This is a genomic window from Amorphoplanes digitatis (assembly GCF_014205335.1).
Classification (GTDB): domain Bacteria; phylum Actinomycetota; class Actinomycetes; order Mycobacteriales; family Micromonosporaceae; genus Actinoplanes; species Actinoplanes digitatus.
In genome coordinates this window covers 7899520-7915584 of the sequence record NZ_JACHNH010000001.1, presented here as the reverse complement: position 1 = coordinate 7915584, position 16065 = coordinate 7899520, and the positions used below count along the sequence as shown (strand labels likewise).

Here is a 16065-nt window from a genome sequence, read left to right as displayed (position 1 = left end):
CGACCGGGAGTGAGAGACATGGGCAAGAAGGTCACCGTCGTAGGCGCCGGTTTCTACGGGTCCACGACCGCACAGCGTCTGGCCGAGTTCGACATCTTCGAGACCGTGGTGCTCACCGACATCGTCGAGGGCAAGCCGGAGGGCCTCGCGCTGGACCTCAACCAGTCGCGGCCGATCGAGGGTTTCGAGACCAAGATCGTCGGCGCCACCACCGGGCCGAACGGCGAGGGCTACGAGGCCATCGAGGGCTCGGACGTGGTCGTCATCACCGCAGGCCTGCCCCGCAAGCCGGGCATGAGCCGCATGGACCTGCTCGGCGTCAACGCCAAGATCGTGCGCCAGGTCGCCGAGAACGTGGCGAAGTACGCGCCGAACGCCGTCGTCATCGTGGTGTCGAACCCGCTCGACGAGATGACCGCGCTCGCCCAGATCGCCACCCAGTTCCCGCGCAACCGGGTACTCGGCCAGGCCGGCATGCTCGACTCGGCCCGCTTCACCAACAACGTGGCCGAGGAGCTGAAGGTCCCGGTCTCCAGCGTCACGACCCTGACGCTCGGCTCGCACGGCGACACCATGGTGCCGGTCCCGTCGAAGTCCTCGGTCAACGGCAAGCCGCTCGCCGAGCTGCTCCCGGCCGACAAGGTCGAGGAGCTCGTCACCCGTACCCGCAACGGCGGTGCCGAGGTCGTGGCGCTGCTCAAGACCGGCTCGGCGTACTACGCGCCGTCCGCCGCCGCCGCTCGCATGGCCAAGGCCGTCGCGGAGGACTCCGGCGCGGTCATGCCGGTCTGCGCCTGGGTCGACGGCGAGTACGGCATCTCCGGGGTCTACCTGGGCGTCGAGGCCGAGATCGGCGCCGAGGGCGTGAAGAAGGTCGTCGAGACCGAGCTCACCGCCGCCGAGCTGGCCGGCCTGAAGGAGGCCGCCGAGGCCGTCCGCGCCAAGCAGGCGGACGTCGCCGACCTCTGATCCCGTCAAGCGTGAAAGGCCAGGGCCGACGGCCCTGGCCTTTTTTCGCCCTGCCGGACCGGCGTCCCGCCGGTAGCGCGATGATGGTGAGCGGACCCACAGGGCAAGGGGCGGGAGCGATCTCCAACCGGCCTCCAGTACGCTTGTACTGCTAAAACATAGTGTCCCGGGAGAGGAGCGCCGGTCGATGGCGAAGATCAAGGTCAACAACCCGGTCGTGGAGCTGGACGGCGACGAGATGACCCGGATCATCTGGAAGCAGATCCGCGAACAGCTGGTGCTGCCGTACCTCGACGTCAACCTGGAGTACTACGACCTGTCGATCGAGCACCGCGACGAGACCGACGACCAGGTGACCATCGACTCGGCCAACGCCATCAAGCGCCACGGCGTCGGCGTGAAGTGCGCGACGATCACCCCGGACGAGGCCCGCGTCGACGAGTTCGGCCTGAAGAAGATGTGGCGGTCGCCGAACGGCACGATCCGCAACATCCTCGGCGGCGTCGTCTTCCGCGAGCCGATCATCATGTCGAACGTACCGAGGCTGGTACCGGGCTGGACGAAGCCGATCATCATCGGCCGTCACGCACACGGCGACCAGTACAAGGCGACCGACTTCGTCGTGCCGAGCGCCGGCAAGCTCACCGTCACGTTCACGCCCGAGGACGGCTCCGCGCCGATGGAGTTCCACGTCGCGGACTACCCCGGCGGCGGCGTCGCGATGGCGATGTACAACTACGACGAGTCGATCCGCGACTTCGCGCGCGCCTCGTTCCGGTACGGCCTGGCCCGCAACTACCCGGTCTACCTCTCCACGAAGAACACGATCCTCAAGGCGTACGACGGCCGGTTCAAGGACCTGTTCGCCGAGATCTTCGAGACGGAGTTCGCCGAGGAGTTCAAGGCCGCCGGCCTGACCTACGAGCACCGGCTGATCGACGACATGGTCGCCGCCGCGATGAAGTGGGAGGGCGGCTACGTCTGGGCCTGTAAGAACTACGACGGTGACGTGCAGTCCGACACGGTGGCGCAGGGCTTCGGCTCGCTCGGCCTGATGACCTCGGTGCTGATGACCCCGGACGGCAAGACCGTCGAGGCGGAGGCCGCGCACGGCACCGTCACCCGGCACTACCGGCAGTGGCAGAAGGGCGAGAAGACCTCGACCAACCCGATCGCCTCGATCTTCGCCTGGACCGGCGGCCTCAAGCACCGCGGCGTGCTCGACGGCACCCCGGCGGTCACCGAGTTCGCCGAGACGCTCGAGCGGGTCTGCATCGACACCGTCGAGGCCGGTCAGATGACCAAGGACCTCGCGCTGCTGATCTCCCGGGACGCCCCGTGGCTGACCACGGACGAGTTCATGAACGCCCTGGACGAGAACCTGGCGCGTAAGTTCGCCTGATTCCGTACCGCAAAGACCGCCGGTGGCAGCCGGCGGTCTTTTTTGGGTTTTGGATGAATGCGGTAAATCGCATGTTTAGGATGCGTTACCAAGGGGCAGGGCATTCGTTCTTCTCGGTAGAACGGATGACGGTCGTGTCGCTTCACCAGTCGCCCGCCGGTCTGGCCGCCTTGTCCCGGGCGCCGACCGGCTCTGGAAGTTGACGCGATCAGTAGGCGCGTACGCCTGCCGTCCTTCCCTGCGGGGGGCCTTCGTCCCGGGCCCCCCGCCCCCCACACTCCGCCCGCGCGCTCAGCGCGCGTCGCGCAGCAGCTGGGCCGCGGTCTCCGGGACGATGTCGTTGACGAAGGCGCCCATCGCGGACTCGGAGCCGGCCAGGTACTTCAGCTTGTCCGCCGCCCGGCGGATGCTGAACAGCTGGAGGTGCAGGTAGCCCAGCTCGCGGCCCGCGCCGGTCACCGCCTGGTGCCAGGCCGAGATGTAGGGCATCGGCCGGTCGAAGAGCGCGTCGAAGCGCTTCAGGATGTCCAGGTAGATCGGGCCGAAGGCGTCGCGCTCCGCGTCGGTCAGTGCCGGGATGTCCAGGACCTGCCGGTTCGGGGCGAGCTGGATCTCGAACGGCCAGCGCGACGCGGCCGGCACGTACGCCGTCCAGTGCTCGTTGGCGGCGACCACACGGACCTGAGCCTTCTGCTCGGCCTCGAGCACATCCGCGTACAGGTTGCGGCCTCCGGTGCGCTCCGCGTGCCGCTGAGCGGCCCGGAGCGCGGCCTGGGTGTGCGGAGGGACCATCGGGTACGCGTAGATCTGCCCGTGCGGGTGGCTCAGCGTCACGCCGATCTCGATGCCGCGGTTCTCGAACGGGAAGACCTGCGCGACGCCGGGAAGCGAGGACATCTGCCGGGTACGGTCGGCGAGCGCGTCGACCACCGTGCGCACGCGTTCCGGCGTCAGCGCGCCGAAGGAGCTGTTGTGGTCGCTGGTGAAGCAGACGACCTCGCAGCGCCCGACGCCGGGCCGGACCGGCACCAGGTCGGTCAGCTCGGTGACCTCGTCCGCGTTGATCCGGTCGCTGAACGACGGGAACTGGTTCTCGAAGACGACCACGTCGTAGTCCGGCGCGGGGATCTCGCTCGCGAAGTCCGGCGTCGACGGGCAGAGCGGGCACTTGTCGCTCGGCGGCAGGAACGTGCGGGTCTGCCGGTGCGCGGCGACCGCCACCCACTCGTCGAGCAGCGGGTCGTACCGCAGCTGCGACGTCGGCGGCGGTGGCGGCAGCTGCCGGGTGTCCGGCCACCCGTCGCGGTCCGTGCTCGGCGTCTCGTCGAAGTAGATGAGCTCGCGGCCGTCGGAGAGCCGGATCGCGGTCCTCTTGAGGATCATTGAGCGGTTACCACCATCAGCTCGTTCACCTGTTCCGCGAGGACCGCGCGCGCGGCCTCGTCCAGCTGGTCGTCCGTGATCACGACGTCGGCGCGGTCGAGCGGCACGATCGAGGAGATGCCGACCGTGCCCCACTTGGTGTGGTCGGCGAGCACGACAAGCCGCTCGGCCGCCTCGACGAGGGCGCGGTTGACGTCGGCCTCCATGAGGTTCGGCGTCGTGTAGCCGGCCCGCTCGCTCATGCCGTGCACGCCGAGGAAGAGCACGTCGAGGTGGAGCGTGCCGATCGCGGCGACCGCGACCGGGCCGACCAGCGCGTCCGACGGCGTGCGCGTCCCGCCGGTCAGCACCACGGTCTGGTCCGGGCGCCCGGCCCGGTAGAAGATGTCGGCGACCGGGATGGAGTTGGTGACCACGGTCAGCGCCGGCACGTCGACGAGCCGCTGGGCGAGCCCGGCGGTCGTGGTGCCCGCGGACAGCGCGATGGCGTCGCCGGGTGAGACCAGCGCGGCGGCGCGCATGGCCATCGCCGCCTTCTCGGCGCGCTGGCGCACCGACTTGGCCGCGAAGCCCGGCTCGTGCGCCGAACCAGGGCTCACCGTGGTGGCGCCCCCGTGTACCTTCGCCAATAGGCCCCGGTCAGCCAGGGACTCCAGGTCGCGGCGGATCGTCATGTCCGACACGCCGTACTCGACGGCCAGCTCGCTGACGCGCACGCCGCCCGCCGCCCGCACCCGGTCCAGGATGGCTGCCTGGCGCTGCTGCGCCAACATCAGCACTCACCCGCATTGAGTCGTTCTAACCGCACGAATTCGAACACGTGCGAACACTACCTGCTGATCGGGTGTGCGCAAAAGAGTGTGTGTTAGATACCTCGGCCACGCTTGTGCAGCGCGGAGAGCACGTTCTCCACCCGGACCGCGCCCGCGATGGCCGCCAGGGCGATCGCCGTACGCGGCTCCTTCCAGTTCGCGCGGACCGCCTCCTTGCTGAACTGCCAGGCCTGGCTGCGGTTACCGGACGCCGCCGACCAGCACGCGAGCTGGCCGTACACCCGGGCGGCGCCCGGCCGGCACCCGCTGATCTCGGGGTGGCGCTGCATCATCCAGCGCAGCGAGGAGATCTTCGTGGCGTACTCGTAGGCGTAGTGCGAGGTCCGTCCCCAGAGCACCCGGACCAGCGGCTCGTCCAGGTGCACGATCGGCGCACGGCGGGCCGCGCGCAGCAGCAGGTCCCAGTCCTCGTTCTGGCTGCCCGGCGCGTCCTCGGCGACCAGCCCGATCGCCGACTCCACCAGCGACTCCCGGCGCACCACGAACGACGACGAGTGCAGCATCGCCATCCGGGAGCGGGCCAGCTCGTCGACGGTCACCCGGCTGCGGCCGGCCAGCCGCGGGGTGGTCCTGCCCTCGTACTCGACCTCGATCGCGCAGGTGGCGAACTCGGAGTCCGGCTCGGCGAGCAGGGCGGCGATCTGGCGGCGCAGCTTGTCCGGCGCCCACCGGTCGTCGTCGTCGCAGAACGCCACGTACTCGGTGTCCAGCGCCAGGATGCCGGTGTTGCGGGCGCCGGCCAGGCCGGAGGTCCGCCAGTTCGTCAGCACCAGCACCTGGGTGCCCTCGGTGGAGGCGAGAAGGTAGTCGGGCTCGGTCTGGTCGTAGACGACGACCACCTTCATCTCGCCGGGGTAGCGCTGGTCGCGTACGGCGGCGATCGCCTTGCGGACGAGTTCGGGGCGGTTGCGGGTGGGGATAACGACACCGACGGACGGCCAGTTCATCACGCCTCCTGGAGCATCTCTGCGGGGTTGAGCGGGTACCCGTACGCGCGCAGCATCGGCGCGCACACCGCGCCGACGAGGCGGCGCTGACCGCTGGGCAGCGCGCGCATCCACGCGTCGTCGCGGCGCAGCGGCAGCCGGCCGACGCTGAAGCGCATCGGGTTTCCGGCGGCGCTGTGCCCGACCCGCAGGTCGGCGTACCCGTCGCCGAGGAAGGCCAGGTCGGCGTCGCCGACGGGGACGCCGGCGTACTCGGCCAGCTCGCGCAGCGCGGCCCGCGGGTCGGTGAGGAACTGCTCGTAGCGGATCCGGCGCACCGGGACGCCGCGCCGGGAGAGCAGCCCGAACGCGGCGTTGTGCGCGTTCCAGAGCAGGGCCGAACGGCCGGGGGAGTAGCGGGTCATCTCGTCGCCGCCGTCGGTCTCCGGCCGGGCGACGGTCTTGGTCCAGGAGTACGCGACCCCGCGCGCGTCGCGGACCACGTGCACCACCCGCAGATCAACGTCGTCCGCCCAGCGCAGCACGTGGGCGAGGGCGCTGTGCTTGGAGGAGTCGACGATGACCGCGGCGCCGGAGACCTCAGCGGCGGCCGCGTAGACCCTGGCGTAGTAGCTCGCGTACTCGCGGACGTCGGCGCGCTGGGCGGCGGGCAGGCCGCTGCCCGCCAGGCGGGGGATGTGCCGGGTGCGCTCCACGACGTCGCGCAGGGCGTGCACCCGCTCGACGTCCACATTGGCCCATCCGCCGAAGGCCGAGAGGCCGACGCGCCTCCAGAACGTGCAGGCGGAGAAGTGGGCGCCGCAGCCGCAACGCTCGTCGTCGCGGATATCGCGCTGCCACAGGTGGACGACTTCGCCGAGCGCGCACACGGAGGGGAGTTCGCCGAGGAGGCGTTCGACGAGAGTTGTCCCGCTCCGCCCCAACCCGCCCAAATATAGGATTCGTGCCACTTTCGCCCACCTTCACTCGTTTCGCTCCTATAACGAGCGAGCAGGGCTGAAGGAGGCGTTGCATGACCGTCGAAGCATTCGACCGGGTCCATCTGGACGGCACGGGAATCGACCGCATCACCGAGGCGGAGGTCGTCGCGGTCGTCCGGGAGGCGATCACCCTCGGCCGGGGCGGTCGCATTCTCACCCCGAACGTCGACATCCTGCGCCAGGCGCAGATCGACGCGGGAGTCCGCGTACACCTCGACGACGCCGACCTGATAGTCGCCGACGGCATGCCGCTGGTCTGGGCCAGCCGGCTCAGCGGAACGCCGCTGCCGGAACGGATCGCGGGCAGCAGCCTCATCTGGTCGCTGTCCCGCGGGCTCGGCCACGACCGCCGGTCGATCTTCGTCATCGGCGGCGCGCCCGGCGCGGACGGTGCGCAGAACGGCGCGGCCCGGGCCGCCGACCGGCTCGCCCGGGAGTGCCCCGGGCTGCGGATCGCCGGGACCAGCTGCCCGCAGTTCGGCTTCGAGAAGAAGAAGCGGACCTATGCCAGGTTCCTCGCCGAGGTCGTCCGCGCGAAACCCGACCTGGTCTTCGTCGGCCTCGGCTTTCCCAAGCAGGAGAAGGTCATCACCCGGCTGCGCGCCGAGATGCCCAAGGCCTGGTTCATCGGCTGCGGCGCGGCGGTCAACTTCGTGGCCGGCGACGTCGAGCGGGCGCCGCTCTGGATGCAGCGGACCGGCCTCGAGTGGGCACACCGGCTGGGCACGGAGCCCGGCCGCCTGGCGAAGCGCTACCTCAAGCACGACGCCCCGTACGCGATGCGCCTGCTCGCCGGCGCCGCTAGCCGGCGCCGATGAGCCCTGGTCGGACCGGGACGAGGCCGTCCCGGTCCAACCATCAGCTCGGGTTGAAGTACGGGTCCTTCGTCAGCCGGGTGAAGGCATCGAAGGCCGGCTTGTCGCCGGCGAGCTGGAACTGCTGCTTCGGGCCGTTGCCCTCGGGGTTGGACTCGAAGTAGACGACGCCCTTGATCTGCGGGTTCGCCTTGAAGGTGCCGGCGGCGTTGCGCAGCCAGGCGGCCCGGCCCTCGGAGCCCCAGGCCTTGGCCACCCCGAACTCGCCGACGATGATCGGCTTCGGGCGCTGGGCGGCCCACTGCAGGAACGGCCCCATCAGCGTGCCGATCGGCTGGAAGAGGTTCCCCGCGTAGACGTCGACGCAGGTCCAGTCGACCTGGTCGTCGCCAGGGTAGAAGGCCGGCGCGTCGCCGCGGATGAAGCCCTCCGCGGTCGGGCACCACACCCACGACACGTTCTCCACCCGCTGCTGGGCGAAGATCTCCCGGATGTGCTTGTACGCGGCGATGTAGTCCTCGCCGGACCACATCGTCGCGCGCAGGTTCGGCCGGTCCATCTCCCACCGGATCCGCAGCAGCACCGGCCTGTCCACCTTGCGGATGGCCCGGGCCTGCTGCTTGATCAGGCGGTCGTGCTCGCCCGCGAGGATGGAGCGGTTGTCGCCGGTCGCCCAGCTCACCATCAGCGTCGCGCCCTGCGCCAGGAACTCGGCGTCCGACTCGGTGCCGACCATCTGCTCGAAGCGCCGGTAGGTGTTGATGATGTCCAGCGGCCGGCCCAGCTCCTCCTCCAGGCCGTCGACGGCCTCGACCCGGCCGACGTGGGTGAGCTCGTCCGGCTTGATCCAGGCGCCCAGGTAGGCGCCGGTCGCCGGCGCCTCGAACGGCCCGGACTCGAACGGACCCGGGTTGACGGCCACCGCGGCGGGCGCGCTGGTCAGGTCCGGCGCCGGCGCGGGTTCGGGCTTGTCCCGCCGGTGCGAGGTGCAGCCGGCGAGCACGAGGATGAGCAGGCCCAGCAGGGCTATGACGCGACGCATGGCAGCGGCTACCTCTTCCGGCGGGCCGTGTAGAGGACGTTTACCGCGAAGCCGTCCGCGCCCGGCAGCCGGCGCATTGCCGCGTCGGCGGCGCGGGCCAGCCGCAGGTTGTCCAGCGACTCGGTCAGCATGGAGAAGCCGCGCCGCTCGATGATCTCGAAGCCGTGCCGGTCGAACAGCTCCTCGACCTCGTCGTGTGACAGTTCGGCGAACCAGCGCTCGCCCGAGTGGCGCCGGGCGCGCAGGTGCCGCAGGGAGCCCGCGTTGCCGTGGTTCTCCACCACCAGCAGGCCGGAATCGGCCTCGGGCAGGACCTTCGCGGCGAACGCGATCGCCCGGTCCCGCACGTCCGGGTGCACGTTGAGCAGCAGCCGGAACATCGTCACGATCGCCGGGTGCCCGGCCGGCACCGGGGTCGGCACCGGACCGTCCATCGGCACCTGGTGCCACCGGGCCTGCGAGCCGACCTCGGCCGCCTTCGCCATCATCTCGGCCGACGTGTCGTAGCCGTGCGCGTCACGGACCAGGCCGTGCAGCGTGCGGATCGCGCGACCGGTGCCGCACGCGAAGTCGTGCTGCACCGGTGGGGTGTCGAACTCCCGGTCGACGAGCCCGCGCAGGTAGGCACGCTGCCGCTCGTTGATCCGCGACGCGTAGCTGTCCGGCGCGTAGGTGACGTGCTCGTACTTGTCGACGGCGTTCGCGTCCTGGAACACCTTTGTGTATTCGGTGGTCAACCGGTCCTCCTCTGGATGAGCTTGCGGGGCTGGAAGGCGTCGAGGGCGAGGGGGCCGCGCAGCAGCCAGACGCCCACGGCGTACGCGGGTACTGCCGTGGCTACGGCCAGCGTGAGGCCGGCCGGTCCGGCGCCGGTCACGGTGGTGACGAGCCCGGGTACCAGGCCGAAACAGGCGGCGGAGAGCCCGGCCGCGGTGAGCGTGCCCGTGCCGAACGGGTGCAGCCGGGCGGCGCGGCCCACCTGCACGAGCGGCAGCAGGTTGTTGGCGACCATCGCGCACGCCAGGCCGATCGCGGCGCCGAGGGCGCCGTACCGGGGGATCAGCAGCACGTCCAGGCCGATCGTCACGCCCAGCGCGATCAGGACGTTGACGAGGTTCCACGAGGTGCGCCCGGCCATCGCCAGGACCATGTCGACCATGCCGCAGCCGGTGGCGACGAGCATGGCGCAGGCCAGCACGACGACGACGTCGGCGCCCCGCGGGTACGCGTCGCCGAACAGCCCCAGGTAGACCGGCGCGAGCAGGATCACCAGGAAGTTGATCGGCCAGGTCACCAGCACGAGCCAGCCGGTGGCGGTCTGGTAGAGGTGGTTGGCCGTCTCCCGGTCTCCGGTCGCCAGCGCCTCGGCCAGCCGGGGCTGCACCGACTGGGAGATGCCCTGGTTGGCGAACTGGATGAGCACCACGAACCGGCCGGCGACGGCGTAGATCGCGGCGGCCGCCAGCCCGCCGAGGGCGGCGACCAGGAGCACGTCGACCCGTTGCAGCGCGAGCTGCGCGACGCTGGCCAGGGCCCGCGGGCCGGTGAAGCGCCAGAAGTCGCGGCGCAGCCGCCGGCGCTCGCCGCGCCGGGTCCGCGCCTGGTGCGGCCGGCCGGCCAGATAGGTCCGGCGCAGCGCGAACGCCGCGAGCACCGTCACCGGCAGGTACGGCACGGCCCAGGCCAGCGCGAACTCCGGCAGCGTCGCCATCGTCGAGAGGCCGGCCACCCCGACCGCGCCCACGCACAACAACTGCAGCGCGCTGCGCGTGATCCGGTCGAGGGTGACCGTCGGCCGCATGGCCTTGTAGCCGCGGGTCGCGGTCAGCAGCGCGTCGGTGAGCGCCTGCAACGGCAGGAAGACCGCCAGCACCCGCAGCCCGGTGGTGTGCGCGCCGACGACGTGCGGCGACTCCTGCGCGGTGAGGTGCGCGATCGCCGGCGCGCCGAACCACATCGCGAAGCCGAGCAGGACCGCGAACGCGAGGACCGGCGTCAGGCCGGTGCGCAGGCAGGCGCCGAGCAGGTGATCGTTGCCGGTGGCCCGCAGCCGGGCCGGCCAGTAGACCAGGCCCGTCTGCGTGCCGAGCTTCGCCAGCCCGCCGGCCAGCACGAACGCCGCCGTCGCGGCGAAGAAGGCGCCGGCCTGCTCGGCGCCGAGGCCCCGCGCGACCACCCAGGTGACCGCGACGCCGGTGCCGCCGGCCAGCGCGGAGCCGGCCATGTTGGCCAGCCCGCCCCGCGCGACACCCTGTGTAGTTTTTCGGCGCGGCGGGTCGGCGACCGCCGTCGCGGTCATGCCTGACGCCAGATGGGCACCCGGCCAAGCCAGGTGGTCAGCGCCTCGTCGTGCGACGCGAAGTAGTTCGTCAGGTCGCGGCGCAGGCCCGGGTCCATGTCGGCCTGCCGGGGCCGGGCGTTGTGCCGCTCGAAGGCCGGGTGCCCCAGGTCGAGGCGCAGCCCGAGGAACGAGCAGACCTCGTCGTAGATCTCCTCGGGCTCGGTGAAGAACCGCTCGCTCTCCACCACGTGGATGCGTTCCCGGCCGACGTGCTGCGCCATCACGCTCAGGTAGCGGGCGTACTCGCCCCGCGACCGGTAGGCGTGGTGCTGGTGCGCGAACGAGTAGTAGGTCGGGTCGGTCGCCAGCTTGTGCTCCTGGCGGTGCAGCCGGGGCGGCTCCAGCGCGAGCGCGTTGCCGAAGTCGCGCTCGTGCTCGAAGCCGCGGGCCAGCTCGTGATGGTGCTGCGAGTAGGCCCGCTCCACCGGGTCGCGGACCAGCACCACGAGCTTGGCGTCGGGCAGGTCCGCGGCGATCCTGGCGGCCGCCTGCGGGTGGTACATGTAGTACGGGCTCGACTCGAAGGTCTGCGCCTCGACGCCGTACTTCGTGCGGATCCGCTCGGCGCTGCGTTGCAGCGGGAAGTGGCCCTTGTACCAGCCCTTGCCGCGCTCATACGACACGTCGAAGTAGTGCACGCCCTTGTGCAGCACTGCCTTGAGCACGGTCGGGTGTGCGGCGAGCGCGCGGTAGAGCGAGGTCGTGCCGCAGCGCTGGCCGCCGCAGATCAGGAACGACGGTTCCATCCGTGCGGGCGCGGTGAGCCGGCCGTACGAGCGGGAACCCAGGTGTACGACCCGTTTCACCGGGCTCGGGACCTTGGAGACGTCCATTTACAGCTCCTCGACCCGGCGGATGAGCACCGGGAGCAGCCAGGTGCCGAGGACGCCCAGCCGGGCACCCGCCTCGGCCTGGCGGTCGGTCAGATAGCGGGCGGCGAGGTCGATCAGGTACAGCAGGGCGGTGAGCTCGCGGGCCTCGTCGGCGACGCCGAACGCGGCGAGCAGCTCGCCGGCCCGGCGCACGGTCGCCTCGACCGCGTCCGTGGCGTCGCCGGTGGACTGGATCCGGCGCTGCAACTCGTGGTGCACGGCGTCGAAGCCGACGGGCACGCCCCGGGCGAACCGCTCCCAGTCCCAGACCAGCAGCGTGTCGGCGATGTTCGCCATGTTCCACGGTGCCCAGTCGCCGTGCCAGGCGCCGTAGCGCAGCGTGTGCTGCCCGGCGTGGGTGGCCAGCAGCTCAGCCGCCGAGGCCAGCGCGGCGCCCTCGGGCCGGTCGCACACGGCCGCGAGCCGGCCCCGCAGCTCGGCCCAGTACGCGCTCCCGACCAGGGTCCCGCTGGTGTATCCGTAGCAGCCGGCGATGTCCAGCATCGCGGCGGTCAACCGGCGCGGGGAGAGCGGCGCCCGCGGCAGCCACACCGGCAGCGCCGACTGGACCAGCACCTGGAGGCCGCGCCAGTCACCGGCGTGCAGCACCGTCGGCACGGTCAGCTTGGTGAGCCCGGCGGTGCCCAGCGCCCGCAGGGCGGCGGTCTCGGCGTGCACCAGGTGCCGGGTGAGCGAGCCGGTGCCGAGCTTGCCGAACGCGAACGTCTCGCCGTCGGGGGTGATCAGTTGCAGCACCGGCTTGCGGTTGGCGCGGGCCGGGCCGATGTGGATGCTGATCGCCAGGTCGCGCCCGAGCGCCTCGCGCAGGTGCCCGTCGATGCTCGCGGCGTGCGGGCCGGTGATGCGCACCCGGTCGCGCAGCAGCAGGCCCGACGCGCCGGTGCGCAGGGCGGCCACGACGGCGTCCCGCTTGAGCCGGGCGCTGACCGACTGCGGCTCGGCGTAGCGCCGGACCGCGGCCGCCGCGACCCGCCGGGACGTGTTCGGCACCAGCAGCCGGGGCCGGCGCGCGTCGGGCACGACCAGGTACTCGGCTATCTGCTCGCCGTGCTCGCCGGTGGTGTCGCACGGCGCCGGGTAGAGCAGCGCGAGTACCTCCGCCAGGTATTGCGCCCGCAGTGCGGCGTCTGCCACGGTCAGTTCCGCCGGAGCGGTCTTCACCGGACTCAAGTGCCATCCCCCTCGATCTCGTTGCGCCAGAGCAGCGCGTACGCCAGGAACATGAAGACCAGAGGGGTGGCCAGCGAGTTGTACCAGAGCATGGCCGAGAAGGAGCTCACGATCGCGGCGCTGCCGGCGATGCCGATCGGGGTGCGGTCGCGCCGGAACCGCCACAGGCCGTAGGCGAAGAAGCCCAGGTAGGCGACCGTGCCGACGGTGCCGTGCGCGAACATCAGCTGCCAGAACTGGCCGTTGCCGCCGACCGTGAAGTTGCCGCAGCGCTCGCACTCGGAGCTCTCGCCGACCGCGATGGAGTTGCGGCCGCCCATGGTGTTTCGGGTCGAGCCGTAGCCGATCACCGGGGAGTCGGCGAAGCCGTCGATCGCGCGCTCGATCAGGAAGGAGCGCACCCCGTTGGACTTGCCGTTGTCGAGCCGCGCGGTCACCGTGTCGCCGAGCGGGGTGGCGACCAGGGCGACGACCAGCGCGGCCGCGGCGAACAGGACCGCGGGAACGATCCAGATCCGGCCCATCAGCACGTAGCGGACCGCGACGTAGAGGACGACGACGCCGATGCCGATCCACAGGCCGCGGTTCAGCGAGACGACCGCCGGCACGATCGACACGGCGAGGCAGAGCAGCGCGAAGAGCTTCGCACCGCGGCGCCCGGAGGCGAAGGCGGCGACGACGAGCCAGCCCATCAGCAGGCAGAAGTTGTTGCCCCAGGTGTTGGTGTATCCCCACGGCGCGGCCGGGCGGGGCTTGTCGCCGCCGACCAGGTCCATGATCTGCGCGGCGTACGGGTGCACCAGCGACTGCACGAAGCCCTTGCTGCGTACCCCGTGCGGCAGCAGCCACTCGACGGGCGAGGTGAACTCGAAGCGCCCGGCCACCATGCCGAGCAGGCCGCCGAGCACCGTGATCACGAAGAGCCAGCCGAGCAGCTTGACCAGGCGCCGGCGGGGGAGCTCGGCCTCGGTCAGGTTGCCCGCGTAGACGAGCAGGACGGTCAGGGACGCGTACAGGCTGAGGCGGTAGACGACCGCGACCAGGCGGTCGGCCGCGGCCTCGACCACCGTGCCGGAGGGGTCGGCGCCGAGCGCCGCGACGCTGACCACGACCGCCGTGAGGAACAGCAGCCACCAGGCGAAGCCGGGTGGCAGCCGCAGCGGCCGCCCGGCCGCGTGGCGGCGCAGCAGCAGTACCAGCATCGGCGCCGCCATGATCGGAAAGATCAGCACGCCGAGCCCGAGCGCCCACCACGCCGGGTAGAACGCGAGCACGCTCGCGAGCGGCCAGGCGGGCAGCGCGGTCGGCCGCCCGCGCGCGGCCGTGCCCGCAGCCGTGCCCGCCGGCCCGGCCGCCCGGGTGCTGAACGTGCCTGGGCCGCCCGGGACGACCAGCGTCACTTCTCTTCCGGCTGGTCGGCGTGCTTCTCGGCGGTCTTGGTCTGCGCGCCCGCGCTCGGCTGCGGCGCGGTCTTGGTCTGCGTTCCCGCGTTGCCCTGCGGCCCGTTCGTGTTCAGGTCGATTACCGCGGTGACCTCGTCCATGCCGGCCTCGCGCGGCCGGACCGGCGCGCCGCCACCCGGCGAGGGCGGCGTCCGCAGCGGCTGGGTCCGGTCCGCGTCCAGGACCGCGGTCTCGTCGGGCCGGGGCTCCCTGCGTTCAGCCTGGAGGGTGACGACCGGCAGGTTCTCCTCGACGCCGCGCATGCCGGTCAGCCGGGGCAGCACGACGGCGCCGAGCAGCGGCGTGCCGACCCGGCTCAGCTGCTCGGCCGCGTCAAGCAGCGCCGGGCGCTTGGCGCGGCGCAGCTCCACCGCGAGGATGGCGGCGTCGGCGAGGCTGGCCAGGCTCTGCGCGTCGGCGCTGCTGGTGGTCGACGGCGCCTCGATGACCACGTAGCCGGCCTGCCGGCGCAGCGCCTGTAGCGTGTCGCGCAGCCGCTGCGACTGCATCAGGCCGGCCGCCGTCGCGGCGCCGCCGGTCGTGATGACCCGCAGCGACGGGATCCGCGGGGTGCGCTGCATCGCCTTGTTCAGGCCGATCCGCCCGGCCAGCAGGTCGGACAGCCCGGGCATCGCCGAGACGCCGAGCATCCGCGCCAGCGGCGCGGCGTCGACCACGCTGTCCGGCAGGTGCGCGCCGATCAGCACGACGTCGCTGCCGGTACGGGCCAGCGCGGCGGCCAGGTTCGCGGCGACCAGCGTGGAGGCGGAGCCGCGGCTGGCGCCGGTGACGACGAGGATCTGGTCGCCGCTGTTCAGGCTCGCCAGTACCTCGTTGCGCAGCCGGTTGAAGACCCGCCCGCCCGGCCCGTACGGCTGGAGCACGTCGTCGAAGTGCGGAGCGGTCCGCTCGTCCAGCGCCGCGAGCACCGGCATGCGCCCGCGGTCCCGCACGTCGGCCGCGGTCTGTAGGCGACCGTCGAAGCGTTCCCGGGCGAACGCCAGTGCCAGCCCGACCAGCAGGCCGGCCATCCCGCCGGTGGCGATGTTGAGCAACGCGTTCGGGCTGGTCGGCGCGTCGGGTTCGCGGGCGTCGCTGATGATGCTGCCGGCGCCGACGGTCGCCGTGGTCAGCTCGTTGAGCCGGGCGGTCAGGTTGTTGAGCTGGTTCTGCGAGTTGTTGCGCAGGCTCTCCAGGTTGCTGCGCTCGAAGCTGCCGTTCTCCGCCTTGGCCAGCCGGTTGTTGATGCCGGTCAGGTTCGCGGTGAGCTGCCTGACCTTGAGCGTCAGCGTCTTGATCTGCTGGTCCAGCCCGGCGCGGGCCGTCTCCTCGCGATTGCGCAGGTAAGCCTCGGCGAACGCGTGCGAGCCGTTCTGCGCGCCCGCCGGTGTGTCCGCCTCGAAGCGGATCACCAGGACGGTGGTGTTCGCGGGCACCTCGACGGCGACCTGGCGGGCGAGCTCGAGCGGCGAGACCTCGGCGCGCAGCAGCGTCGCGGCCTTCACCGCGACCGCGCCGGAGGCGACGAGCTGTGCCTCGGTGTCGAGGTTGATCGTGCCCTTGGTGCGGCCGCCGGAGGCGTTGGTGTCCCCGGAGACGGCCTGCACCAGCACCGATGTCGACGACTCGTAGACCTTCGGCACGGCCTGGGTCACCGCGGCGCCGAGCCCGAGGCCCACCCCGCCGGCAGCGAGAACCACCCACCAGTGCCGGCGGAACACGCCCAGGTAGTGCGAGAGGTCGGCGGATACCGGGCGCGGAGCTTCCATCGGTAAGGCGGCCCTTTCGGGATGGAGTTGAGTACACAGCAATCGGGCTTTTCGCCCCCCGAGGGGGTAAACGGCCCGT

14 protein-coding genes are annotated in these 16065 nt (G+C 71.7%); 3 read left to right on the top strand and 11 right to left on the bottom strand.

All coding sequences use genetic code 11. The features are described 5' to 3' along the window. The first annotated feature begins 18 nt into the window (after positions 1 to 18). Together mdh and BJ971_RS34870 are read left to right on the top strand one after the other, a co-directional pair. Complete coding sequence (mdh, locus tag BJ971_RS34875) at positions 19 to 969, top strand: malate dehydrogenase (RefSeq protein WP_184997552.1); 951 nt, start codon at positions 19 to 21, stop codon at positions 967 to 969. A 187-nt stretch (positions 970 to 1156) separates the two neighbouring features. Beyond that, positions 1157 to 2371 carry an NADP-dependent isocitrate dehydrogenase gene (locus BJ971_RS34870; RefSeq protein ID WP_184997551.1) on the top strand — a complete coding sequence of 405 codons (1215 nt, stop codon included), beginning with the start codon at positions 1157 to 1159 and terminating at the stop codon, positions 2369 to 2371. 291 nt (positions 2372 to 2662) lie between these two features. Here the strand turns inward: BJ971_RS34870 and galT are convergent, their stop codons facing one another. The 4 genes from galT to BJ971_RS34850 all read right to left on the bottom strand — a co-directional run bounded on the left by galT (position 2663) and on the right by BJ971_RS34850 (position 6484). Next, on the bottom strand, positions 2663 to 3754 hold the full coding sequence (gene galT / locus BJ971_RS34865) for a galactose-1-phosphate uridylyltransferase (RefSeq protein WP_184997550.1): 1092 nt from the start codon (positions 3752 to 3754) through the stop codon (positions 2663 to 2665). Then, positions 3751 to 4527 (bottom strand): DeoR/GlpR family DNA-binding transcription regulator, encoded by a 777-nt coding sequence (locus BJ971_RS34860; RefSeq protein ID WP_184997549.1) that lies wholly within the window; start codon positions 4525 to 4527, stop codon positions 3751 to 3753. Before BJ971_RS34860 ends, galT begins: the two co-directional genes overlap by 4 nt. Before the next feature lie 92 nt (positions 4528 to 4619). Next, positions 4620 to 5534: a glycosyltransferase family 2 protein gene (locus BJ971_RS34855; protein WP_184997548.1), complete on the bottom strand. Its 915-nt coding sequence runs from the start codon at positions 5532 to 5534 to the stop codon at positions 4620 to 4622. Beyond that, complete coding sequence (locus BJ971_RS34850) at positions 5534 to 6484, bottom strand: sulfotransferase domain-containing protein (protein WP_184997547.1); 951 nt, start codon at positions 6482 to 6484, stop codon at positions 5534 to 5536. Before BJ971_RS34850 ends, BJ971_RS34855 begins: the two co-directional genes overlap by 1 nt. Before the next feature lie 62 nt (positions 6485 to 6546). On the opposite strand from BJ971_RS34850, the gene BJ971_RS34845 reads away from it, so the two are divergent. After that, positions 6547 to 7332, top strand: coding sequence for a WecB/TagA/CpsF family glycosyltransferase (locus BJ971_RS34845; protein WP_184997546.1), 786 nt, complete (start codon positions 6547 to 6549; stop codon positions 7330 to 7332). A 40-nt stretch (positions 7333 to 7372) separates the two neighbouring features. Here the strand turns inward: BJ971_RS34845 and BJ971_RS34840 are convergent, their stop codons facing one another. Genes BJ971_RS34840 through BJ971_RS34810 form a run of 7 tightly spaced genes read right to left on the bottom strand, consistent with a single transcriptional unit; the run spans position 7373 to position 15986 of the window. Then, a complete protein-coding gene (locus BJ971_RS34840) occupies positions 7373 to 8371 on the bottom strand; it encodes a glycosyl hydrolase (protein ID WP_184997545.1) in 999 nt (332 codons plus the stop codon). 8 nt (positions 8372 to 8379) lie between these two features. Beyond that, complete coding sequence (locus tag BJ971_RS34835; protein WP_184997544.1) at positions 8380 to 9108, bottom strand: methyltransferase domain-containing protein; 729 nt, start codon at positions 9106 to 9108, stop codon at positions 8380 to 8382. Beyond that, positions 9105 to 10670, bottom strand: a complete 1566-nt coding sequence (locus BJ971_RS34830; protein WP_239087700.1) for a lipopolysaccharide biosynthesis protein — start codon at positions 10668 to 10670, stop codon at positions 9105 to 9107. Before BJ971_RS34830 ends, BJ971_RS34835 begins: the two co-directional genes overlap by 4 nt. Next, entirely contained in the window at positions 10667 to 11545 is an 879-nt protein-coding gene (locus BJ971_RS34825; protein WP_184997543.1) for a sulfotransferase family protein, read from the bottom strand. Before BJ971_RS34825 ends, BJ971_RS34830 begins: the two co-directional genes overlap by 4 nt. Then, a complete protein-coding gene (locus tag BJ971_RS34820; RefSeq protein WP_377884911.1) occupies positions 11546 to 12739 on the bottom strand; it encodes a hypothetical protein in 1194 nt (397 codons plus the stop codon). 32 nt (positions 12740 to 12771) lie between these two features. Beyond that, entirely contained in the window at positions 12772 to 14175 is a 1404-nt protein-coding gene (locus tag BJ971_RS34815) for a hypothetical protein (RefSeq protein ID WP_239087701.1), read from the bottom strand. Next, a complete protein-coding gene (locus BJ971_RS34810; RefSeq protein ID WP_184997541.1) occupies positions 14172 to 15986 on the bottom strand; it encodes a Wzz/FepE/Etk N-terminal domain-containing protein in 1815 nt (604 codons plus the stop codon). Before BJ971_RS34810 ends, BJ971_RS34815 begins: the two co-directional genes overlap by 4 nt. Positions 15987 to 16065: the final 79 nt, after the last annotated feature.